The sequence below is a fragment of the Luteimonas sp. A537 genome, from assembly GCF_054052065.1.
This window is the reverse complement of the sequence record NZ_JBSVRH010000002.1, coordinates 553,053-570,190: the sequence shown is the minus strand read 5'-3', so window position 1 is coordinate 570,190 and position 17,138 is coordinate 553,053. Positions and strand designations below refer to the sequence as shown.

General features: G+C 68.5%; 15 protein-coding genes and 8 tRNA genes. 12 read left to right on the top strand and 11 right to left on the bottom strand.

What is annotated here, in order from left to right; genetic code table 11:
• Window positions 1-6 precede the first annotated feature (6 nt).
• From ACW7GZ_RS06605 to ACW7GZ_RS06585, 5 genes are all read right to left on the bottom strand, one after another.
• Window positions 7-91, bottom strand: a tRNA-Leu gene (locus ACW7GZ_RS06605).
• 76 nt (window positions 92-167) lie between these two features.
• A tRNA-Lys gene (locus ACW7GZ_RS06600) sits at window positions 168-243 on the bottom strand.
• 63 nt (window positions 244-306) lie between these two features.
• Window positions 307-383 (bottom strand) — tRNA-His (locus ACW7GZ_RS06595).
• Window positions 384-468: 85 nt separating this feature from the next.
• Window positions 469-545, bottom strand: a tRNA-Arg gene (locus ACW7GZ_RS06590).
• Window positions 546-552: 7 nt separating this feature from the next.
• A tRNA-Pro gene (locus ACW7GZ_RS06585) sits at window positions 553-629 on the bottom strand.
• Window positions 630-831: 202 nt separating this feature from the next.
• Here ACW7GZ_RS06585 and tig point away from each other — a divergent pair.
• From tig to ACW7GZ_RS06545, 8 genes are all read left to right on the top strand, one after another.
• Window positions 832-2,133: a trigger factor gene (gene tig, locus ACW7GZ_RS06580; protein ID WP_457003076.1), complete on the top strand. Its 1,302-nt coding sequence runs from the start codon at window positions 832-834 to the stop codon at window positions 2,131-2,133.
• Window positions 2,134-2,159: 26 nt separating this feature from the next.
• Window positions 2,160-2,786, top strand: coding sequence for an ATP-dependent Clp endopeptidase proteolytic subunit ClpP (gene clpP, locus ACW7GZ_RS06575; RefSeq protein ID WP_457003078.1), 627 nt, complete (start codon window positions 2,160-2,162; stop codon window positions 2,784-2,786).
• 129 nt (window positions 2,787-2,915) lie between these two features.
• A complete protein-coding gene (gene clpX, locus ACW7GZ_RS06570; RefSeq protein WP_457003081.1) occupies window positions 2,916-4,205 on the top strand; it encodes an ATP-dependent Clp protease ATP-binding subunit ClpX in 1,290 nt (429 codons plus the stop codon).
• Window positions 4,206-4,595: 390 nt separating this feature from the next.
• Window positions 4,596-7,019: an endopeptidase La gene (lon, locus tag ACW7GZ_RS06565; protein ID WP_457003082.1), complete on the top strand. Its 2,424-nt coding sequence runs from the start codon at window positions 4,596-4,598 to the stop codon at window positions 7,017-7,019.
• A gap of 161 nt (window positions 7,020-7,180) precedes the next feature.
• Window positions 7,181-7,453 carry an HU family DNA-binding protein gene (locus tag ACW7GZ_RS06560; RefSeq protein WP_343255444.1) on the top strand — a complete coding sequence of 91 codons (273 nt, stop codon included), beginning with the start codon at window positions 7,181-7,183 and terminating at the stop codon, window positions 7,451-7,453.
• A gap of 11 nt (window positions 7,454-7,464) precedes the next feature.
• Window positions 7,465-7,539: transfer RNA gene (locus ACW7GZ_RS06555), tRNA-Val, on the top strand.
• A 32-nt stretch (window positions 7,540-7,571) separates the two neighbouring features.
• A tRNA-Asp gene (locus tag ACW7GZ_RS06550) sits at window positions 7,572-7,648 on the top strand.
• A 156-nt stretch (window positions 7,649-7,804) separates the two neighbouring features.
• The gene (locus tag ACW7GZ_RS06545; protein WP_457008459.1) at window positions 7,805-9,787 is read left to right on the top strand and encodes a SurA N-terminal domain-containing protein; all 1,983 of its coding nucleotides are present in this window, start codon (window positions 7,805-7,807) and stop codon (window positions 9,785-9,787) included.
• Window positions 9,788-9,961: 174 nt separating this feature from the next.
• Here the strand turns inward: ACW7GZ_RS06545 and ACW7GZ_RS06540 are convergent, their stop codons facing one another.
• From ACW7GZ_RS06540 to gloB, 3 genes are read right to left on the bottom strand one after another with little or no spacing between them, the layout of a single operon-like run.
• Window positions 9,962-10,771: an enoyl-ACP reductase FabI gene (locus ACW7GZ_RS06540; protein ID WP_457003086.1), complete on the bottom strand. Its 810-nt coding sequence runs from the start codon at window positions 10,769-10,771 to the stop codon at window positions 9,962-9,964.
• Between the two features lie 31 nt (window positions 10,772-10,802).
• A complete protein-coding gene (locus ACW7GZ_RS06535) occupies window positions 10,803-11,774 on the bottom strand; it encodes a lytic transglycosylase domain-containing protein (RefSeq protein WP_457008457.1) in 972 nt (323 codons plus the stop codon).
• Window positions 11,771-12,541, bottom strand: a complete 771-nt coding sequence (gloB, locus tag ACW7GZ_RS06530; RefSeq protein WP_457008455.1) for a hydroxyacylglutathione hydrolase — start codon at window positions 12,539-12,541, stop codon at window positions 11,771-11,773. Before gloB ends, ACW7GZ_RS06535 begins: the two co-directional genes overlap by 4 nt.
• A gap of 41 nt (window positions 12,542-12,582) precedes the next feature.
• Here gloB and ACW7GZ_RS06525 point away from each other — a divergent pair, with 41 nt between their 5' ends.
• The 3 genes from ACW7GZ_RS06525 to dnaQ are packed head-to-tail and all read left to right on the top strand — an operon-like array spanning window position 12,583 to window position 14,464.
• Window positions 12,583-13,233 carry a hypothetical protein gene (locus ACW7GZ_RS06525; RefSeq protein ID WP_457008453.1) on the top strand — a complete coding sequence of 217 codons (651 nt, stop codon included), beginning with the start codon at window positions 12,583-12,585 and terminating at the stop codon, window positions 13,231-13,233.
• Window positions 13,230-13,676 (top strand): ribonuclease HI, encoded by a 447-nt coding sequence (gene rnhA / locus ACW7GZ_RS06520; RefSeq protein ID WP_457003094.1) that lies wholly within the window; start codon window positions 13,230-13,232, stop codon window positions 13,674-13,676. The genes ACW7GZ_RS06525 and rnhA overlap by 4 nt, the downstream gene beginning before the upstream one ends.
• Window positions 13,677-13,726: 50 nt before the next feature.
• Entirely contained in the window at window positions 13,727-14,464 is a 738-nt protein-coding gene (gene dnaQ / locus ACW7GZ_RS06515; RefSeq protein WP_457003096.1) for a DNA polymerase III subunit epsilon, read from the top strand.
• 31 nt (window positions 14,465-14,495) lie between these two features.
• Here dnaQ and ACW7GZ_RS06510 read toward each other — a convergent pair whose 3' ends face one another.
• The gene (locus ACW7GZ_RS06510; RefSeq protein WP_457003098.1) at window positions 14,496-15,200 is read right to left on the bottom strand and encodes a PP2C family protein-serine/threonine phosphatase; all 705 of its coding nucleotides are present in this window, start codon (window positions 15,198-15,200) and stop codon (window positions 14,496-14,498) included.
• A 179-nt stretch (window positions 15,201-15,379) separates the two neighbouring features.
• Window positions 15,380-15,787, bottom strand: coding sequence for a DUF6165 family protein (locus ACW7GZ_RS06505; protein ID WP_457003100.1), 408 nt, complete (start codon window positions 15,785-15,787; stop codon window positions 15,380-15,382).
• 101 nt (window positions 15,788-15,888) lie between these two features.
• Between ACW7GZ_RS06505 and ACW7GZ_RS06500 the strand changes: the two genes are divergently transcribed.
• Window positions 15,889-15,979 (top strand) — tRNA-Ser (locus tag ACW7GZ_RS06500).
• A gap of 87 nt (window positions 15,980-16,066) precedes the next feature.
• Here the strand turns inward: ACW7GZ_RS06500 and ACW7GZ_RS06495 are convergent.
• A complete protein-coding gene (locus ACW7GZ_RS06495) occupies window positions 16,067-17,125 on the bottom strand; it encodes a glycosyltransferase family 9 protein (RefSeq protein WP_457008451.1) in 1,059 nt (352 codons plus the stop codon).
• Window positions 17,126-17,138: the final 13 nt, after the last annotated feature.

Genomic DNA, 17,138 nt, shown 5'->3' with positions numbered 1-17,138 from the left:
CCGGGGTGGTGCGAAAGGGGGGACTCGAACCCCCACGCCTTGCGGCACTGGTACCTAAAACCAGGGCGTCTACCAATTCCGCCACTTTCGCATCGTGCTGGGCCGGCCATCCGCCGGAGCGCCCCGCAAACAAAAAAACGCCCGGCGGGGCCGGGCGCTTCGGGTCTTGGTGGGCCGTCAAGGATTCGAACCTTGGACCTATTGATTAAGAGTCAACTGCTCTACCAACTGAGCTAACGGCCCCGAGCGGGAAATCTTAGCAAAACGATGGCCGGCAGATCAACACTGCAGGTCATCGGCGAAAGCTGGGGTGGAAGACGGGATTTGAACCCGCGACCCCCGGAATCACAATCCGGTGCTCTAACCAGCTGAGCTACATCCACCATTGGGTCCCGCGTCGAACCGACGGGCCGCGCATTGTAGCGCGGTCGGAAGTGAAGTGCGACGGGTTGCAGGCATCTGGAGATCTGGCGCGCCCGGCAGGACTCGAACCTGCAACCCCCGGCTTAGAAGGCCGGTGCTCTATCCGGTTGAGCTACGGGCGCAGAAGAATGGTCGGGGTAGAGGGATTCGAACCCCCGACATCCTGCTCCCAAAGCAGGCGCGCTACCAGACTGCGCTATACCCCGACGAATGCGGACAGCCGGTGCCGCCGCGGCTGGTCCGGGGCATTGTCGGGAGGCCTCCGGACGGTGTCAACGCGTGGTGCTGGCGGCAGCGGCCGGATTCCGCCAAAATGTCCCGTTCCGTCGCCGGATCCGGGCCAGCCCGCGGTTCGGCCAAACCAGACTATCAACGCCCGCGGCCCTGGCCGCGGTGGCAGGAGTGGGTATGCAAGTTTCAGTCGAGACCGTCGGCAACCTCGGACGCAAGATGACCTTCAGCCTGCCGGCCGAGCGCCTGCAGGACCAGATGGGCGGCCGCCTGCGCGAAATCGCACGTACGACGCGTATCAAGGGCTTCCGCCCCGGCAAGGTGCCGGCGAAGGTGATCGAGCAGCGCTTCGGCGCGCAGGTCCGCAGCGAGGTCCTGGACGGCCTGCTGCGCGAGGGCTTCGACAACGCACTGCGCGAGAACGAACTGCGCATTGCCGGCCAGCCCAGCATCGAACGCGAAGACGATGCCAACGACCTGTCGTACGTCGCCACCTTCGAAGTGGTGCCGGACTTCGGCGAGATCGACGTCTCCGGCCTCAAGGTCGACCGCGCGGTGGCCGAGGTCACCGAGGAAGACATCGACCGCATGATCGGGAACCTGCGCCAGCAGCGTCGCAGCTGGACCGCCGTGACCCGCGCCGCGAAGCAGGGCGATGCGGTCGACGTCGAGACCTGGTCCGAGGTCGACGGCGAGCGCATGCCTGCCGAGGGCACCGAGCGCGGCGTGTCGGTGATCGGTTCCGGCGCGATGTTCGCCGATATCGAAGCGGCGCTGGTGGGCATGTCCACCGGTGACGAGAAGGAGGTCGAGGTGACCTTCCCGGAAGGCTGGCGCGTGCCGCAGCTGGCCGGCAAGTCGGCGAAGGTGCACCTGCGCGCCGAGCAGGTGTCCGAGGAAGTGCTCCCGGAGGCCGACGCGGCGTTCATCCGCAGCTTCGGCGTCAAGAGCGGCGAGATGGACCAGTTCCGCGTGGACATCCGCACCAACCTCGAGCGCGAACTCAAGCACGCGCTGATGAACCGCCTGCGCCGCGCGGTCGGGGAGCAGCTGGTGGCCGCCTATGCCGACGTCGAGCTGCCGCCGAACCTGATCGAGCGGGAGGCGCGTGCGCTGGTTGCCCAGGTGGCCGAGCAGGCCCGCCGCGAGGGCCGCCCCTCCGAGCCGCCGGCCAATGCCCACGAGAATTTCATGGAGCCCGCGCGCAAGCGTGTCCTGGTCGGTCTGCTGGTCGGCGAGGTCGCCCGCAAGCACCAGCTGATCCTGGACCGCAAGCGCCTGGACGAAAGCCTGCGCCTGATCGCCTCGACCTACGAGGAGCCGCAGCAGGTCATTGACTTGTACCGCAACGATCCCCAGCTTATGAGTGGGCTGCAGAACCGGGTGATGGAGGAGCAGGTGATCGACTGGATCGCCGAGCGCGCCGAGCACACCGACACCCAGCTGACCTTCCAGGAAGCGATCGCGCCGCAGGCGTGAGCGCGTCCGACCGACACGGGAATCAAATGAACATCCAGACCAAGGCCCTCAACCTCGTGCCGATGGTGGTCGAACAGACCAGCCGCGGCGAGCGCGCGTACGACATCTATTCGCGCCTGCTGAAGGAGCGGGTGATCTTCCTGGTCGGCGGCATCGACGACCACGTTGCCAACGTGATCGTGGCGCAGATGCTGTTCCTCGAGGCCGAAAACCCCGAGAAGGACATCAACCTGTACATCAACTCGCCGGGCGGCATCGTCACGGCGGGCATGGCGATCTACGACACCATGCAGTTCATCAAGCCCGACGTCAGCACCATCTGCGTCGGCCAGGCGGCCAGCATGGGCGCGCTGCTGCTGGCCGCGGGCGCGGCCGGCAAGCGCTACGCGCTGCCGAACTCGCGGGTGATGATCCACCAGCCCCTGGGCGGCTTCCAGGGCCAGGCGACCGACATCGAGATCCACGCCCGCGAAATCCTCTCGATGAAGAAGAACCTGAACGAGATCCTGGCCCGCCACACCGGCCAGTCGATCGAGACCGTCGCCCACGACACTGAACGCGACAACTTCAAGAGTGCCGTGGCCGCGCGCGAGTACGGCCTTGTGGACGAAGTACTCGAACGGCGACCCGAAGACTCCATCCAGCCAGCCTGAGCAGGCAGGCCTGCCACTGACCCACGCCATGGCCCCGGCCATCGCAGCCTGGACCCCGCCGCGCTTGCGGCCCGGGGCCCGGGTGCTATTCTCGACCCCGACCCCCCCGAAACACCGATTGGCGAACGCATGACCGAAGACAGACAGGGCCGTTCCGGCGACAGCAGCAAGATCCTCTACTGCTCGTTCTGCGGGAAGAGCCAGCATGAGGTCCGCAAGCTGATCGCGGGCCCGAGCGTGTTCATCTGCGACGAATGCGTCGAGCTGTGCAACGACATCATCCGCGAGGAACTCGAGGAGAAGGCCCAGAGCGCGCGCAGTTCGCTGCCCAAGCCGAAGGAGATCCTCGAGGTACTGGACCAGTACGTGATCGGGCAGCAGCGGGCGAAGAAGACGCTCGCGGTGGCGGTGTACAACCATTACAAGCGCATCGAGAGCCGGCAGAAGAACGACGAGGTCGAGCTCGCCAAGTCCAACATCCTGCTGGTCGGCCCGACCGGCTCGGGCAAGACGCTGCTGGCGGAAACGCTGGCGCGGATGCTCAACGTGCCGTTCACGATGGCCGATGCCACGACGCTGACCGAGGCCGGCTATGTCGGCGAGGACGTCGAGAACATCATCCAGAAGCTGCTGCAGAAGTGCGACTACGACGTCGAGAAGGCACAGCAGGGCATCGTCTACATCGACGAGATCGACAAGATCTCGCGCAAGAGCGAGAACCCGTCGATCACCCGCGACGTGTCGGGCGAGGGCGTGCAGCAGGCGCTGCTGAAGCTCATCGAGGGCACGGTCGCCAGCGTGCCGCCGCAGGGCGGGCGCAAGCATCCGCAGCAGGAGTTCCTGCAGGTCGACACCCGCAACATCCTGTTCATCGTCGGCGGCGCGTTCGCAGGCCTGGACAAGGTCATCCAGCAGCGCAGCACCGACGCCAGCGGCATCGGCTTCGGCGCCAAGCTCAAGAGCTCCGAGCGCAAGGTCGAATTCGGCAAGGTGCTGGCCGCGGTCGAGCCCGAGGACCTGATCAAGTTCGGCCTGATCCCCGAGTTCGTCGGCCGCCTGCCGGTGGTCGCCACGCTCGAGGAGCTGGACGAGGCGGCGCTGGTCAAGATCCTGTCGGAGCCGAAGAACGCCATCACCAAGCAGTTCCGCAAGCTGTTCGAGATGGAAGGCGTCGAACTGGAGTTCCGCCCCGACGCGCTGGCCGCCATCGCCCGCAAGGCGCTGAAGCGCAAGACGGGCGCGCGTGGCCTGCGCACCATCGTCGAATCGGTGCTGCTGGACACGATGTACGACCTGCCGTCGCAGGAAAACGTGAGCAAGGTGGTGGTGGACGAGTCGGTGATCGAGCACAAGTCCGAGCCCTACCTGATCTACGAAACCCCAGCCGCCCCGCCGGCGAAGGCCGCCTCGGGCGACTGAACGCGGCCTCCGGGTGAGGCCGCCCCGGGGCGGCAGCCGGGGCTGGCGTCCGCCTTTGTCGAGTCCAGGCTTTTGTGGGGGCGGCCATGGCCGCGAATCCCGCCCGCCGGCATCGCGGCCGTGGCCGCTCCCCACAGTTGCACGCCCGCCGATCTCGCGGCCGTGGTTGTTTCCATGCAATCGCGGCTCGCGTCACGACCGCTCCCCGGGAGCGTCGCTTGGCCGCGGCTTGCGGCCGCCTGTCCGCCACTGCCTGCTGTCCATGAACGGGTACCGCGCCATGCGTCGGGGCGTTCAGCGCGGACCGGCTCGCAGCGCTTGCATCCACTTCCGCCGGACCCCATAACCAGAACCATGCGGCGCCCGGCCGCCCGTATTCCAGGAGTCCAGATGAGCACCCAGCCCACCACTTTTGACCTGCCGGTCCTGCCGCTGCGCGACGTGGTGGTGTTCCCGCACATGGTCATCCCGTTGTTCGTGGGCCGCGACAAGTCCATTCGCGCGCTTGACGTGGCGATGGAGGGCGACAAGCAGGTGCTGCTGGTCGCGCAGACATCCGCCGAAACCGACGATCCGGGCGCCGACGACCTGCACCCGGTTGGCACGCTGGCGCAGGTGCTGCAGCTGCTGAAGCTGCCTGATGGCACCATCAAGGTGCTGGTCGAGGGTGTCCAGCGCGCCTCGGTCGACGCCGTGCGCGAGGTCGATGGCGCGCTGGTCGGCACCGGCACCGCGGTGGACCCCGTCGAGGACCGCGAACCGCGCGAGGTCGAAGCCATCGCACGCTCGCTGATGGGGCTGTTCGAGCAATACGTCAAGACAAACCGCAAGCTGCCGCCGGAGCTGCTGCAGACGCTTGCGGGCATCGACGAGCCCTCGCGCCTGGCCGACACCGTCGCTGCGCACCTGGGCGTGCGCCTGGGCGAGAAGCAGCGCCTGCTTGAAACCTTCGGCACCGCTGAGCGGCTTGAGATGCTGGTCGGCCTGGTCGACGGCGAGATCGACGTGCAGCAGATGGAGAAGCGCATCCGCGGCCGGGTGAAGGGCCAGATGGAGAAGTCGCAGCGCGAGTACTACCTCAACGAACAGATGAAGGCGATCCAGAAAGAGCTGGGCGACATGGACGACGCGCCCAACGACCTGGAGGAACTGGCGCGGAAGATCGCCGCTGCCGGCATGCCCAAGCCCGTGGAAACCAAGGCGAAGTCCGAGCTCAACAAGCTCAAGCAGATGTCGCCGATGGCTGCGGAAGCCGCGGTGGTGCGCAACTACCTGGAATGGCTGCTCGGCGTGCCGTGGAAGAAGCGCAGCAAGGTGCGCAAGGACCTCAATGCTGCGCAGGACGTGCTTGACGCGGACCATTACGGGCTTGAGAAGGTCAAGGAACGCATCCTCGAATACCTCGCGGTGCAGACCCGCGTGAAGCAGATGAAGGGCGCGATCCTGTGCCTGGTCGGCCCGCCGGGCGTGGGCAAGACCTCGCTTGGCCAGTCGATCGCGAAGGCCACCAACCGCAAGTTCGTGCGCATGTCGCTCGGCGGCGTGCGCGACGAGGCCGAGATCCGCGGCCATCGCCGCACCTACGTTGGTTCGATGCCGGGACGCATCGTCCAGAACCTCAACAAGGCCGGCGTCAAGAACCCGCTGTTCATGCTCGACGAGATCGACAAGATGTCGATGGACTTCCGCGGCGACCCGTCCTCGGCGCTGCTGGAAGTGCTGGATCCCGAGCAGAACAACGCCTTCAACGACCACTATCTTGAAGTCGACCTCGATCTGTCGGAAGTGATGTTCGTCGCGACGTCGAACTCGCTCAACATCCCCGGTCCGCTGCTGGACCGCATGGAGGTGATCCGCCTTCCCGGCTACACCGAGGAGGAGAAGATCCACATCGCCATGCGTTACCTGCTGCCAAAGCAGATCAAGGCCAATGGCCTGCGCGATGACGAGATCAGGATCGCGGAGGGCGCGGTACAGGACATCGTGCGCTACTACACGCGCGAGTCCGGCGTGCGCAACCTGGAGCGCGAGATCGCAAAGATCTGCCGCAAGGTGGTGAAGGAGATCGCGCTGGCGGGGCCGCAGAAAAAGAAGTCGCGCGCGCTCAGCGTCGCCTCCAGGAACCTCGACAAGTACCTCGGCGTGCGCCGCTACGACTTCGGTCGCGCCGAGCAGGACAACGAGATCGGCCTGGTCACCGGCCTGGCCTGGACCGAGGTCGGCGGTGACCTGCTGCAGATCGAGTCCACCCTGGTTCCCGGCAAGGGCGGGCAGCTCACGCTCACCGGCCAGCTTGGCGACGTGATGAAGGAGTCGGCGTCGGCGGCGCTGTCGGTGGTGCGCGCGCGCGCCGAGCGGTTCGGCCTTGAGCCCGACTTCCTGCAGAAGCGTGACATCCACGTGCACGTGCCCGATGGCGCCACGCCCAAGGACGGCCCGAGCGCGGGCATCGCGATGGCGACCTCGCTGGTGTCGACCCTGACCCGGATCCCGGTGCGCGCCGACGTGGCGATGACCGGCGAGATCACCCTGCGTGGCAAGGTCACGGCCATCGGCGGGCTCAAGGAAAAGCTGCTGGCGGCGCTGCGGGGCGGCATCACCACGGTGATCATCCCGGAAGAGAACCGCAAGGATCTCGCCGACATCCCGAAGAACGTCACTCAGGGCATGAAGATCGTGCCGGTGAAGTGGATCGATGAAGTGCTTGACCTTGCGCTTGAGCGGCCGCTGCCTGCGTTGCCGCCCCCCGCGCCGGTCGAGCCGGTGGCGCGCGCGTCGCGCAAATCGTCGCCCAGGGCTGATGTCAAGCACTGACCGCGCCGCCTTTTTGTTGCGCGGCACCAAGCGCACTGGTATAAATTCCCGCTCGCTGCGCGACTTGTAGCCGCCAGCGATTCCGGAGCCGCGGCGGCCAGGCCGCCCGCAGGCCCGTCACCAATTCGAGCGACCCTTGGTCGCGCAGGAGCACCGATTAAATGAACAAGAACGATCTGGTCCAGGCCGTTGCCGACGAGGCCAACCTGTCCAAGGCCGATGCCGCGCGTGCTGTCGACGCCGTGCTGTCCTCGGTGGGCGAGGCCCTGAAGCAGGGTGACACCGTTGCCCTGATCGGCTTTGGCACCTTCCAGGTCAAGGATCGCGCCGCCCGTACCGGCCGCAATCCGCGCACGGGCGAAGAGATCGCGATCGCCGCGTCGAAAAATCCGGTCTTCAAGGCTGGCAAGGCGCTGAAGGATGCTGTAAACTAAGCGACCCGCTTGGGTGCTTAGCTCAGCGGTAGAGCGTCTCCTTTACACGGAGAGGGTCGGGGGTTCGATCCCCTCAGCACCCACCAGGGTCTGACGTTCGCAACAGGTTCGACAACGCGGAGTGGTAGTTCAGTTGGTTAGAATGCTGGCCTGTCACGCCGGAGGTCGCGGGTTCGAGTCCCGTCCACTCCGCCAGTCACACCAGGAAGGCGCCCGCAAGGGCGCCTTTCTTTTTTCCGACGACGCGGGACCTGCAGTTGCCGGCGCTTCAAGGTCGTCCGGCCCCGCGGAGCCGCTGCGGCAAGCCATGCGCTAAACTGCGCGGCTACGTCCAACGCGCGACCCCCCGACATGCTGCAAGCACTTCGAGAAAAAACCTCCGGCTGGATCGCTCTCGTGATCGTGATGCTGCTCGCGATCCCGTTCGCGTTCTTCGGCATGGAGCAATACCTGTTCCAGAACTCCGCGAACTACGCGGCGAAGGTCGAGGCACCGCCGTCCTGGTGGCGTTCGGCGCCGGATATCTGGCCCGTGCGCAAGGCGTTCTGGGTGTCGCGCGAGGTTTCGCCGGACGAGTTCCGCAACGAATTCGAGGCCGCGCGCCAGCAGGCGCGCGCCACCGGGGGCGAAGCCTACGATGCGCGCGCCTTCGAGCAGATGGACAACAAGCTGCGCGTCCTCGACCAGCTGGTCGACCGCACCGTGCTGGCGCTGGCAGCGCAAAACGCAGGGGTCGCGGTCGGCAATGCCCGCGTCGCCGAAGTCGTGTCGACGATGCCCGAGTTCCAGGTGGAAGGCCGCTTCGATCCGCAGCGCTACCAGATGCTGCTGCAGGCGCGCGTGCCCGCGCAGACGCCGCGCCAGCATCAGGAAGAGATCCGGGAGCGCCTGCAGATGGTGCTGCTGCCTGGTGGAGTCGCCAGCACGGCTTTCGCGAGCCCGGGGCAGGTCGAGCGCACGATGCAGCTGCTCGGCCAACAGCGCGATGTCGCCATGGCCGTGATTCCGGCACCTGCGCCGGACACCGGTGCGATCGGCGCCACCGACATCCAGGCCTGGTATGACGGCCACCGCGACGAGTACCGTGCGCCGGAAGAAGTCTCGATCGAATACGTCGAGATCATCGCCGACACCGTGCCCGAGCCCGAGCCGGCCGACGAGGCCACGCTGCGGTCGCGCTACGAACTCGAGAAGGGGCGCTTCGTCGAGCCCGAACAGCGCCTTGTGTCGCACATCCTGGTGCGCGTGCCCGAGGGCGCCGACGCTGCGGCGCGCGACGCCGCCCAGGCGGAGGCGAACGATATCGCCGCCAAGGCGCGGACCGAAGGCGCCGACTTCGCCGCCATCGCGCGCGCGGAGTCCGATGACGAGGGCTCGAAGGGCGCAGGCGGCGACCTCGGCTGGCTCGAGCGTGGAATCATGGGCGAGAGTTTCGACAATGCCGTGCATGCGGCCGCGCCGGGCGTCGCCACCGAGCCGGTGCTGACCGACTTCGGCTGGCACGTGCTGCTGGTGCGCGAGGTGCGTGAAGGCAAGGAAGTGCCGTTCGAGGTCGCGCGTGTCGAGCTCGCCGCGGCGCAGGCCATCTCCGACCGGGAGCGTGCGTTCAACGACCTGATCGGCCGTCTGGTGGACCAGGTCTATCGCAACCCGAGCTCGCTGGCCCCGGCCGCGCGGGAGGCCGGCCTGCCGGTGCTCAAGGCCGGGCCGTTCGTCCGCGGCGGCGGCGAAGGCATCGCCGCCGATCCGGCCGTGCAGCGGGCTGCATTCTCCGAAGCCCTGGTCCAGGACGGCACCGTCAGCGATCCGATCGAACTCGGCACCAGCCACAGCGTGCTGATCCGGGTGACCGGGCACGAGCCCGAGCGCGAGCGTGCGCTGGCCGAGGTTCGGGACCAGGTGGTGGCGGCCATCCGCGCCGATCGCGCGCGCCTGGCCGTGCTTGCCCAGGCCGATGCCGCAGTGGCCGAAGTCACGGCAGGCAAGGCGCTGGCCGAAGTCGCCGAGGCCAAGGGCTGGCAGCATCTGGCGCTGCCGGACATGCGTCGCGGCATGCCGATGCCGTCGGCCGAGGCCAACAAGGCCATCTTTGCCGCTCCGCAGCCGGTCGAAGGCGGGGTGTCCGCTGGGCGGGTGCTGCAGGACGATGGCAGCATCGTGGTCTATGCGGTCAACAAGGTCGTGCCCGGCGATGCCGGATCAGCCGCCAATGCCGAGGAGCGCGCGATGATCGCGACCCAGCTCACGCGCCTGGCTGGCGATGAAGACGCCATGGCGCTGCTGCGTGCCCTGCGCGAAGGGGTGCGGGTGACCACGGTCGAGGCGCGCCTCTAGGGAGCACCTGGATGATCGTCGGGTAGAGGCCATGGCCGCGATCGGGGCGCTGGCATCGCGGCTGTAGCCGCTGCCACGGAGTCCCGCCATCGCCCGTCCACGAAAAAGCCCGGCAATGCCGGGCTTTTTCCATTGCGCCTTGCGTCCGGCCTTGCCGTCGCGCTGGCGGATCGCTCAGCTGGCGTCCGTCGCGGGCTCTTCCAGGCCGGTCATGCTGACGATGTTGTAGCCGGCGTCGACATAGGTCACTTCGCCGGTGATGCCGGCGGCCAGGTCCGAACACAGGAACGCCGCCACGTTGCCGACATCATCGATGCTCACCGTGCGCCGCAGCGGCGCATGTGACTCGACGTGGCCGAGGATCTTGCGGAAGCCACCAATGCCCGCCGCCGCCAGGGTCTTGATGGGGCCGGCCGAGATCGCGTTGACGCGCGTGCCTTCGGGCCCGAGGTTGTAGGCCAGGTAGCGCATCGTGGCTTCCAGGCTGGCCTTGGCCACGCCCATCACGTTATAGCTGGGCAGGGTGCGCACGGCGCCCAGGTAGCTCAGCGTCAGCACCGCGCCGTTGCGGCCCTTCATCAGCGGGCGCGCGCCCTTGGCCAGCGCCGCCAGCGAATAGGCGGAGATGTCCTGCGCCACCGAAAAGGCGTCGCGGGTCAGGCCATCCAGGAACTGGCCGGCGATCGCTTCGCGCGGGGCGAAGGCGATGGCGTGGATGAGGATGTCGAAACCGTCGTCCCAGTGCTTGCCAAGGTCGGCGAACAGGGCCTCGATCTGCGCGTCGTCGCTGACGTCGAGCGGGAACACGGGCCCGCCGCCCAGGCGCGAGGCTACGTCCTCGACCCGCGACTTGAGCTTTTCGTTCTGATAGGTGAAAGCCAGTTCCGCGCCTTCGCGGTGCATCGCCTCGGCGATGCCGTTGGCGATGGAGCGCTGGCTGGCGATGCCGGTGATCAACGCGCGCTTGCCTTGCAGGAATCCCATGGTGGTGTTCGACTCGATGGACGGGAGCTGGCTAGTTTGCCATGGGCGCCGCCGCCGGGGTCGCCGCGGCGCCGGTCGCGGGCACGAGGATCTGGCGGCCGGCGGGCCGTGCACCCGCCTGCGCCGGATTGAGGCGACGGAGACGGGCGGCGTCCAGGCCGTTGCGCCGCGCGTAGCCGTCCAGTCCCCCGGGCTCGCCCGCCAGGTCGATCGCGACCAGCCGCGGCACCGGCCGCTCCAGGGATTCACGCCACGCCTGGTCGGCACCTGCTTCGACCATCAGGCACGACAGCGCGTGCAGCTTGCGCACGTATGCACGGGTGATTCCGGAGAGACTGTCCAGGGCCTGGGGTTCGGCGGCGGCGGCGCGCTGGTCATGGCGCCGCAGCGCGCCGAGCACGCGGTATTCGCCGGCGTTGAAGGCCATCACTGCCAGTCGCCAGTCGCCGGCGAACATGCCGTGCAGGGTCTTGAGGTAGCGGACCGCCGCGCGGGTGGCGTCGACCGGCGAGAGGCGGCCGTCGTAGCCGCCGCGGATCGGGATGCCGTGGTTGCGCGCAGTGACCGCGATGAATTGCCACAGGCCGGCTGGGCCGCTGCTGCTGCGTGTGCCGGGGCGGTAGCCGCTTTCGACGAACGGGATCAGCGCGTATTCGGTGGGCAGGTGCGCGCTGCGCAATGCGTCGACCACGTAGCCGAACAGCGGCAGGACCTCGTCTTCGGCAGATGCCAGCTGCCCGGGCACGTGCGCGAAGTGCGCGCGCCAGCGCGGGCTGGCGTCGTCGCAGCCGGGCTGCGCCAGGCCATCGACGAAGCGCTGGTAGATGCCTGCGCCATTCGCCATCCGGTCCTGCCCGGCGGGCGCGAGTGCCGGCGAGGCGGGCTCAGCCGCGAGCATGTCCCCGGCTGGTGGCGCGATCTCGTTGCTTCCCCCGGCGGCATGCGCCGGCCCCGCAGCGAATGCCAGCAGCAGCGCCAGCGTCGCGCCTGCGCCGACCGTCATGCGCGGAACCCGTCCTTCCAGCGCCGCATTGCGGCGAACGTGTCGACGCGCGACAGGCTGTCGGTGCCGGACCATGCGGCCACCGACGCGCGCACGCCGGGCGCGTCCACGCGCAGGAACGGATTGCAGGCGCGCTCATCGGCCAGCGTGGATGGAAGCGTGGGCAGGGAGTTTTCGCGCATGGCGGTCACCTCTTCGCTGCGGCGGGCGAGCGCCGGATTGTCAGGGTCGACCACGCGCGCAAAGGCGGCATTCGACTGCGTGTACTCGTGCCCGCAGCACACCAGGGTGTCTCCGGGCAGGGCCGCCAGCCGCTCCAGGGAGGCCAGCATCCGCGCCGGCGTATCTTCGAACATGCGACCGCAGCCGAGACTGAACAGCGTGTCGCCACAAAACAAGAGGCCGTGGCCGTGGAATGCGATGTGGCTCACGGTATGGCCCGGTACGGCGATCACGTCGAAGGCGTAGCCGGCAGCTTCGACCCTTGCGCCGCCGTCGACCCGCCGGGTAGCGACCGGGATCCGGCGGTCGGCGGGCGCGAGCACCTCAAGGTCCGGCCAGTGCGCAACAAGCGCGCCGACGCCGCCGATATGGTCGTCGTGGTGGTGCGTGAGCAACACGGCGTCGGGGCGCCAGCCACCGGCCGCGGCGGCGGCCAGCACCGGTGCGGCGTCGCCCGGATCGACCAGCAGCGTGCCGCGGCCGTCGCCGGCCGGCAGCATCCAGATGTAGTTGTCGGCGAATGCCGGGAGCGCAACCGGTTGCATGGGCAGGGACGTGGCGGGGCAGGGCGTCTAGAATGGCGACCATGCCCCTCCGTTCCCGCCCCGGTCAACCCGACGCAGTCCAGGCCTGGTTCGCATCCAGCGAGGGCGCAGCGCTGCTCGCCAGCGAACACGATGTGATCGAAGACGCCCTTGCGGAGCGACCGGCGCAGCCTTGGCTGTGGCTGGCGCCGTTGCCGCAGCCCCGCCTCGCCGATGGTCGCGGCCTGGCCCTGTACTCGCGCGGCAGCCGGTTCGCCGGCGACGTGACCTGCGGGCTGCCGCTGCCGCTGCCCAGCGAGACCTGCGGCACCGTGGTACTGCAGCACGTGGTGGTGTCCGATGCGCGCGGCGTCGCACTGCTGGACGAAGTCGTGCGCCTGCTGGTGCCCGGAGGGCGCGTGCTGCTGTTCGGGCTCAACCCGCTTTCGCCCTACCGCTGGCGCTGGCGCGGGCAGGGGCTGCGCGCGGTCGAGCCGCTGTCCTGCCGCCGGATGCTGCGCAGGGCGGGGCTTGAGCCCGATGTCGTCTCCGAAGGGCTGGGTCCGCGCTGGGAGCCCGAGGTCAATGCGCGCCGCCAGCGTGGCGTGGGTTTGCGCGCGGCCTACCTGGTGCGTGCGGACCGGCGCAGCCTGCCGATGACGCCGGTACGCCCGCGCCGCCTGCTGGTGCCGCAAGGGGCCGCCACGGCATGAAGGCGGTCGAAGTGCATACCGACGGGGCCTGTCTCGGCAACCCCGGTCCCGGCGGCTGGGCCGCACTGCTGCGCTACGGCGCACAGGAGCGCGAACTGGTCGGTGGCGAGCTGCTTTCGACCAACAACCGCATGGAACTGATGGCGGCCATCGTTGCCCTGGAAACGCTGACCGAAGCCTGCAAGGTGACCCTGCACACCGACTCGCAATACGTCCGCCAGGGCATCACCCAGTGGATGGCCAACTGGGTCCGCCGGGGCTGGAAGACCTCCGGTGGCGACCCGGTCAAGAACCGCGACCTCTGGGAGCGCCTGCACGCCGCCGCTGGCCGCCACACCATTGACTGGCGCTGGGTGAAGGGCCACTCCGGCGACCCCGGCAACGAGCGCGTCGATGACCTGGCGCGCAACGAGGCCATCCGGTTCAAGGCCGCCGCGCGCTGAGCGCACCGTCCGGTCCATCCATCCCTCCAAGCCAGGCCCGACCCCCGCATATGCGCCAGATCGTCCTCGACACCGAAACCACCGGCCTGGAATGGCGCAAGGGCAACCGCGTCGTCGAGATCGGTTGCGTCGAGCTGGTCGAACGACGCCCCACCGGCCGCACCTGGCAGCGCTACATCCATCCCGAGCGCGAGTTCGAGCCAGGCGCGCAGGAGGTCACCGGCCTTACGCTGGACTTCCTTGCCGACAAGCCGAAGTTCGCCGCGATCGCCGACGAGTTCCTGGAATTCATCGACGGCGCCGAGCTGGTGATCCACAACGCCGCCTTCGACGTCGGCTTCCTCGACTACGAGTTGTCGCTCCTGGATGGTGGCGGCCGCGGCCGGATCGCCGAGCGCGCCGCCGTGCTCGACTCGCTGGAGCTGGCGCGCCAGCGCTTCCCGGGGCAGCGGAATTCGCTCGACGCGCTCTGCCGCCGGCTGGGCGTGGACAACACGCACCGCCAGCTGCACGGCGCGCTGCTCGACGCCCAGCTGCTGGTCGAGGTCTACCTCGCGCTGACCTCGGGCCAGACCGAGCTGGGCCTGGCCGGTCCGTCGCTGACCGAAGCCGAAGCGCTCGCCGTCCACCTGCCGCGCGCCGTGGCCCTGGCGCCGCGACCGCTGGTGGTGGTGGACGCCGCCGACATGGAGGCGCACCGCACGCGCGTGGACGCGATCAGGGCGCGCGCGGGGCAGGCGCTGTGGGAAGCGGTGGGCGAGGGCGCCGGAGTCGCCGAGCCGGCCTGATCGCCGGCTGCGGCAGGGCGGGGCGTTGCCGTCAGTGGCGGCGCACCAGCAGCACGGTGACGTTGTCGGAACCGCCGCCATCCAGCGCCGCGGCGACCAGTCCATCCACGCACTCCTGCGCGCTGCATTCGCCGTGGGCCAGCACGCGGGCGATGTCCTTGTCGTCGACTTCTTCGGTCAGCCCGTCGCTGCACAGCAGCAGCTGCATGCCGGGCGCGAGCTCGCCGGACATGGTCTCGACGTTGAGCGTCTGCGGATCGGTCACGCCCAGCGCCTGGGTCACGACGTTGCGGTGCGGATGGCTGCGCGCCTGGTCGATGCTGATCGCACCCTGGGTGATCAGCTCCTGCACGTAGCTGTGGTCCTGGGACAGCTGGGCCAACTTGCCGTCGCGCCACAGGTAGACGCGACTGTCGCCCACCCAGGCCACCTCGAAACGATTGCCGTTGATCCGCGCCGCGACCACGGTGGTGCCCATGGGCAGGGCGTCCTGGCGCTTGCGCGAGGCGCCGATGATCTCTTCGTCGGCGATGCGGATGGCCTGCGCCAGCGACGTGCCCTGGCGCGTCTCGCGCACGATCGCTTCGCGCGCCAGCGCGCTGGCGACCTCGCCGTACTCATGGCCGCCCATGCCGTCGGCAACCAGCCACAGCCCGAGGTCGCTGTCGCCGTAATAGGTGTCTTCGTTCAGCTCGCGCCGCAAGCCGACATGGGTGAGGTGGCCGAATTCGATCATGCGAGGGCCGCGGCGGTTCCCGGAGAGGCTGAATGGGATAACGGCGACGGCCGGTCGGAGAGGTCAGCAGGCATGCAATTGCGGCGAATGTTGATGTGACGGAATGATGGCATACGTGCCTGTGAGCGGCGCGCGTATGGCGCCGCTCCGGCAGAGAGACACAGCGTCCGGTTGCGGCATCAGCCCACCGGGTCGGCACCATAGTCCTGGTAGGACTTCTCTTCGACATAGCTCGAGCCGAGCGCGAGGTTGATCTCCTTCTTGATCCGCGCGCGCTCGTCGTTCTGCACGTAGACGCTGCGCGCCAGGCGCACGAACTCCTCGTCGAAGGCCTGCGCTTTCTCCTTCAGCCGGACGTCGTCCTCGATCACCCACAGCCGCTCGTTGACGGCCTTGAGATCGGCGCGCAGGCGGACGATGTCCGTGCCGGCCACGGGATGCGCCATCCAGGTCTTCTCCAGCGCCGAGAGCTCGTTGCGGACGTTGGCCAGCTTGGCGGCGTCGGTCATGCGCTCGGACTTGATCTGCAGGATGGCGATCTTGTCGAGCAGCTCGCCGAAGGACACGGGGACGGTGATCTCGGACATCGCTTCAACCGGGCACGGGGGCCGGCCAGTGTAGCGCCTCGTCTTGTCGGCCCTGCCGGCGACCCGTATCATTGCGCCCCCGGCCCCTGTGGCCGGGCACCGGAGAGGTGGCAGAGCGGTTGAATGTACCTGACTCGAAATCAGGCAGGCGTTTATAGCGCCTCGGGGGTTCGAATCCCCCCCTCTCCGCCATATTGAGTTGCAAGTGATTGAAGCAAAAAGGCCACTCTTCGGGGTGGCCTTTTTGTTGGGCGCAACAACGCCCCACCTGTCACGTCATTACTTCGGATAATCGCCGCGGTAGCGCTCGAAGGCCGCGATCGCGTCGTCCACGCTGATCAGGTCCATCACCCCGTCTCGCTCGATCTTCGTCCCCCAGCGCAGCGCCGTGGCCGGCTTGCCGAGGAAGCGCCGCGCCGCATCGTCATACCTGTCCACGCAATAGCGGCGGTCCGACCAGGGCCCGCTGCGGGAAGGATCGGTCGCCGCATGCAGGCCCAGGACCTTCGTGCCCATGGCGTTGGCGATGTGGGTCGGGCCGGAATCGGGCGTCATCACAAGGTCGGCGCGCTCCAGCAGCGCCGGAAGCTGCTTGAGGGTGTCCTTGCCGACGAGGTCCAGCAGCGGGACGCCGGCATTGGCGATGATGGCGTCGGCAGTGGCGCGTTCCAGCTCGCTGCGGCCGCCGCAGAGCACCACCCGCCAGCCCTGGGCCACGGCGTGCGCGGCCACGGCCGCGTTGCGCCCGGCGCTCCAGTTGCGCAGCACGTGGCTGGAACAGGGCGAGACCACCAGTGTCGGCCGGCCGTCCTCGGGCCACTGCGCCTGCGCCCAGGCGCGGGCGTCGTCGGGCACCGGCAGGGCCCATTCGACGCGGTCCTGGCGCAGGCCGAGCGGGCGCGCGAACGCGCCAAGCACGTCCAGCACGTGCGGGCCCGCATCGGCCGGGATGCGTTCGTTCACGAACATCCCGTGCAGCTCCTTCGAGCGCGCGCGGTCATAGCCGATCCGTCGCCGCGCCCGCACCGCCCGCGACAGCAGGTTGGCGCGCAGCGCGAGCTGCATCAGCAGCAGCGCATCGAATTCGCGGCCGGCCAGCTCGCGGCGCAGCGTGCGCATGCCCTCGCGCCCGGTCTTCTTGTCGTAGACCACGAACTCCACGCCCGGCAGGCCTTCCAGCAGCCGCTGCTCGCCCTTGCCGATGATCCAGGTCAGCGCGACGTCGGGCCAGGCCCGCTGCAGCGTGTGCACCAGGGGCAGGACATGGGTCACGTCGCCCAGCGCCGACAGGCGCAGCAGGCAAATCGAACGCGGTGGAGCGGTATCAGGCTGCGACAAGCTTGTTAGACTC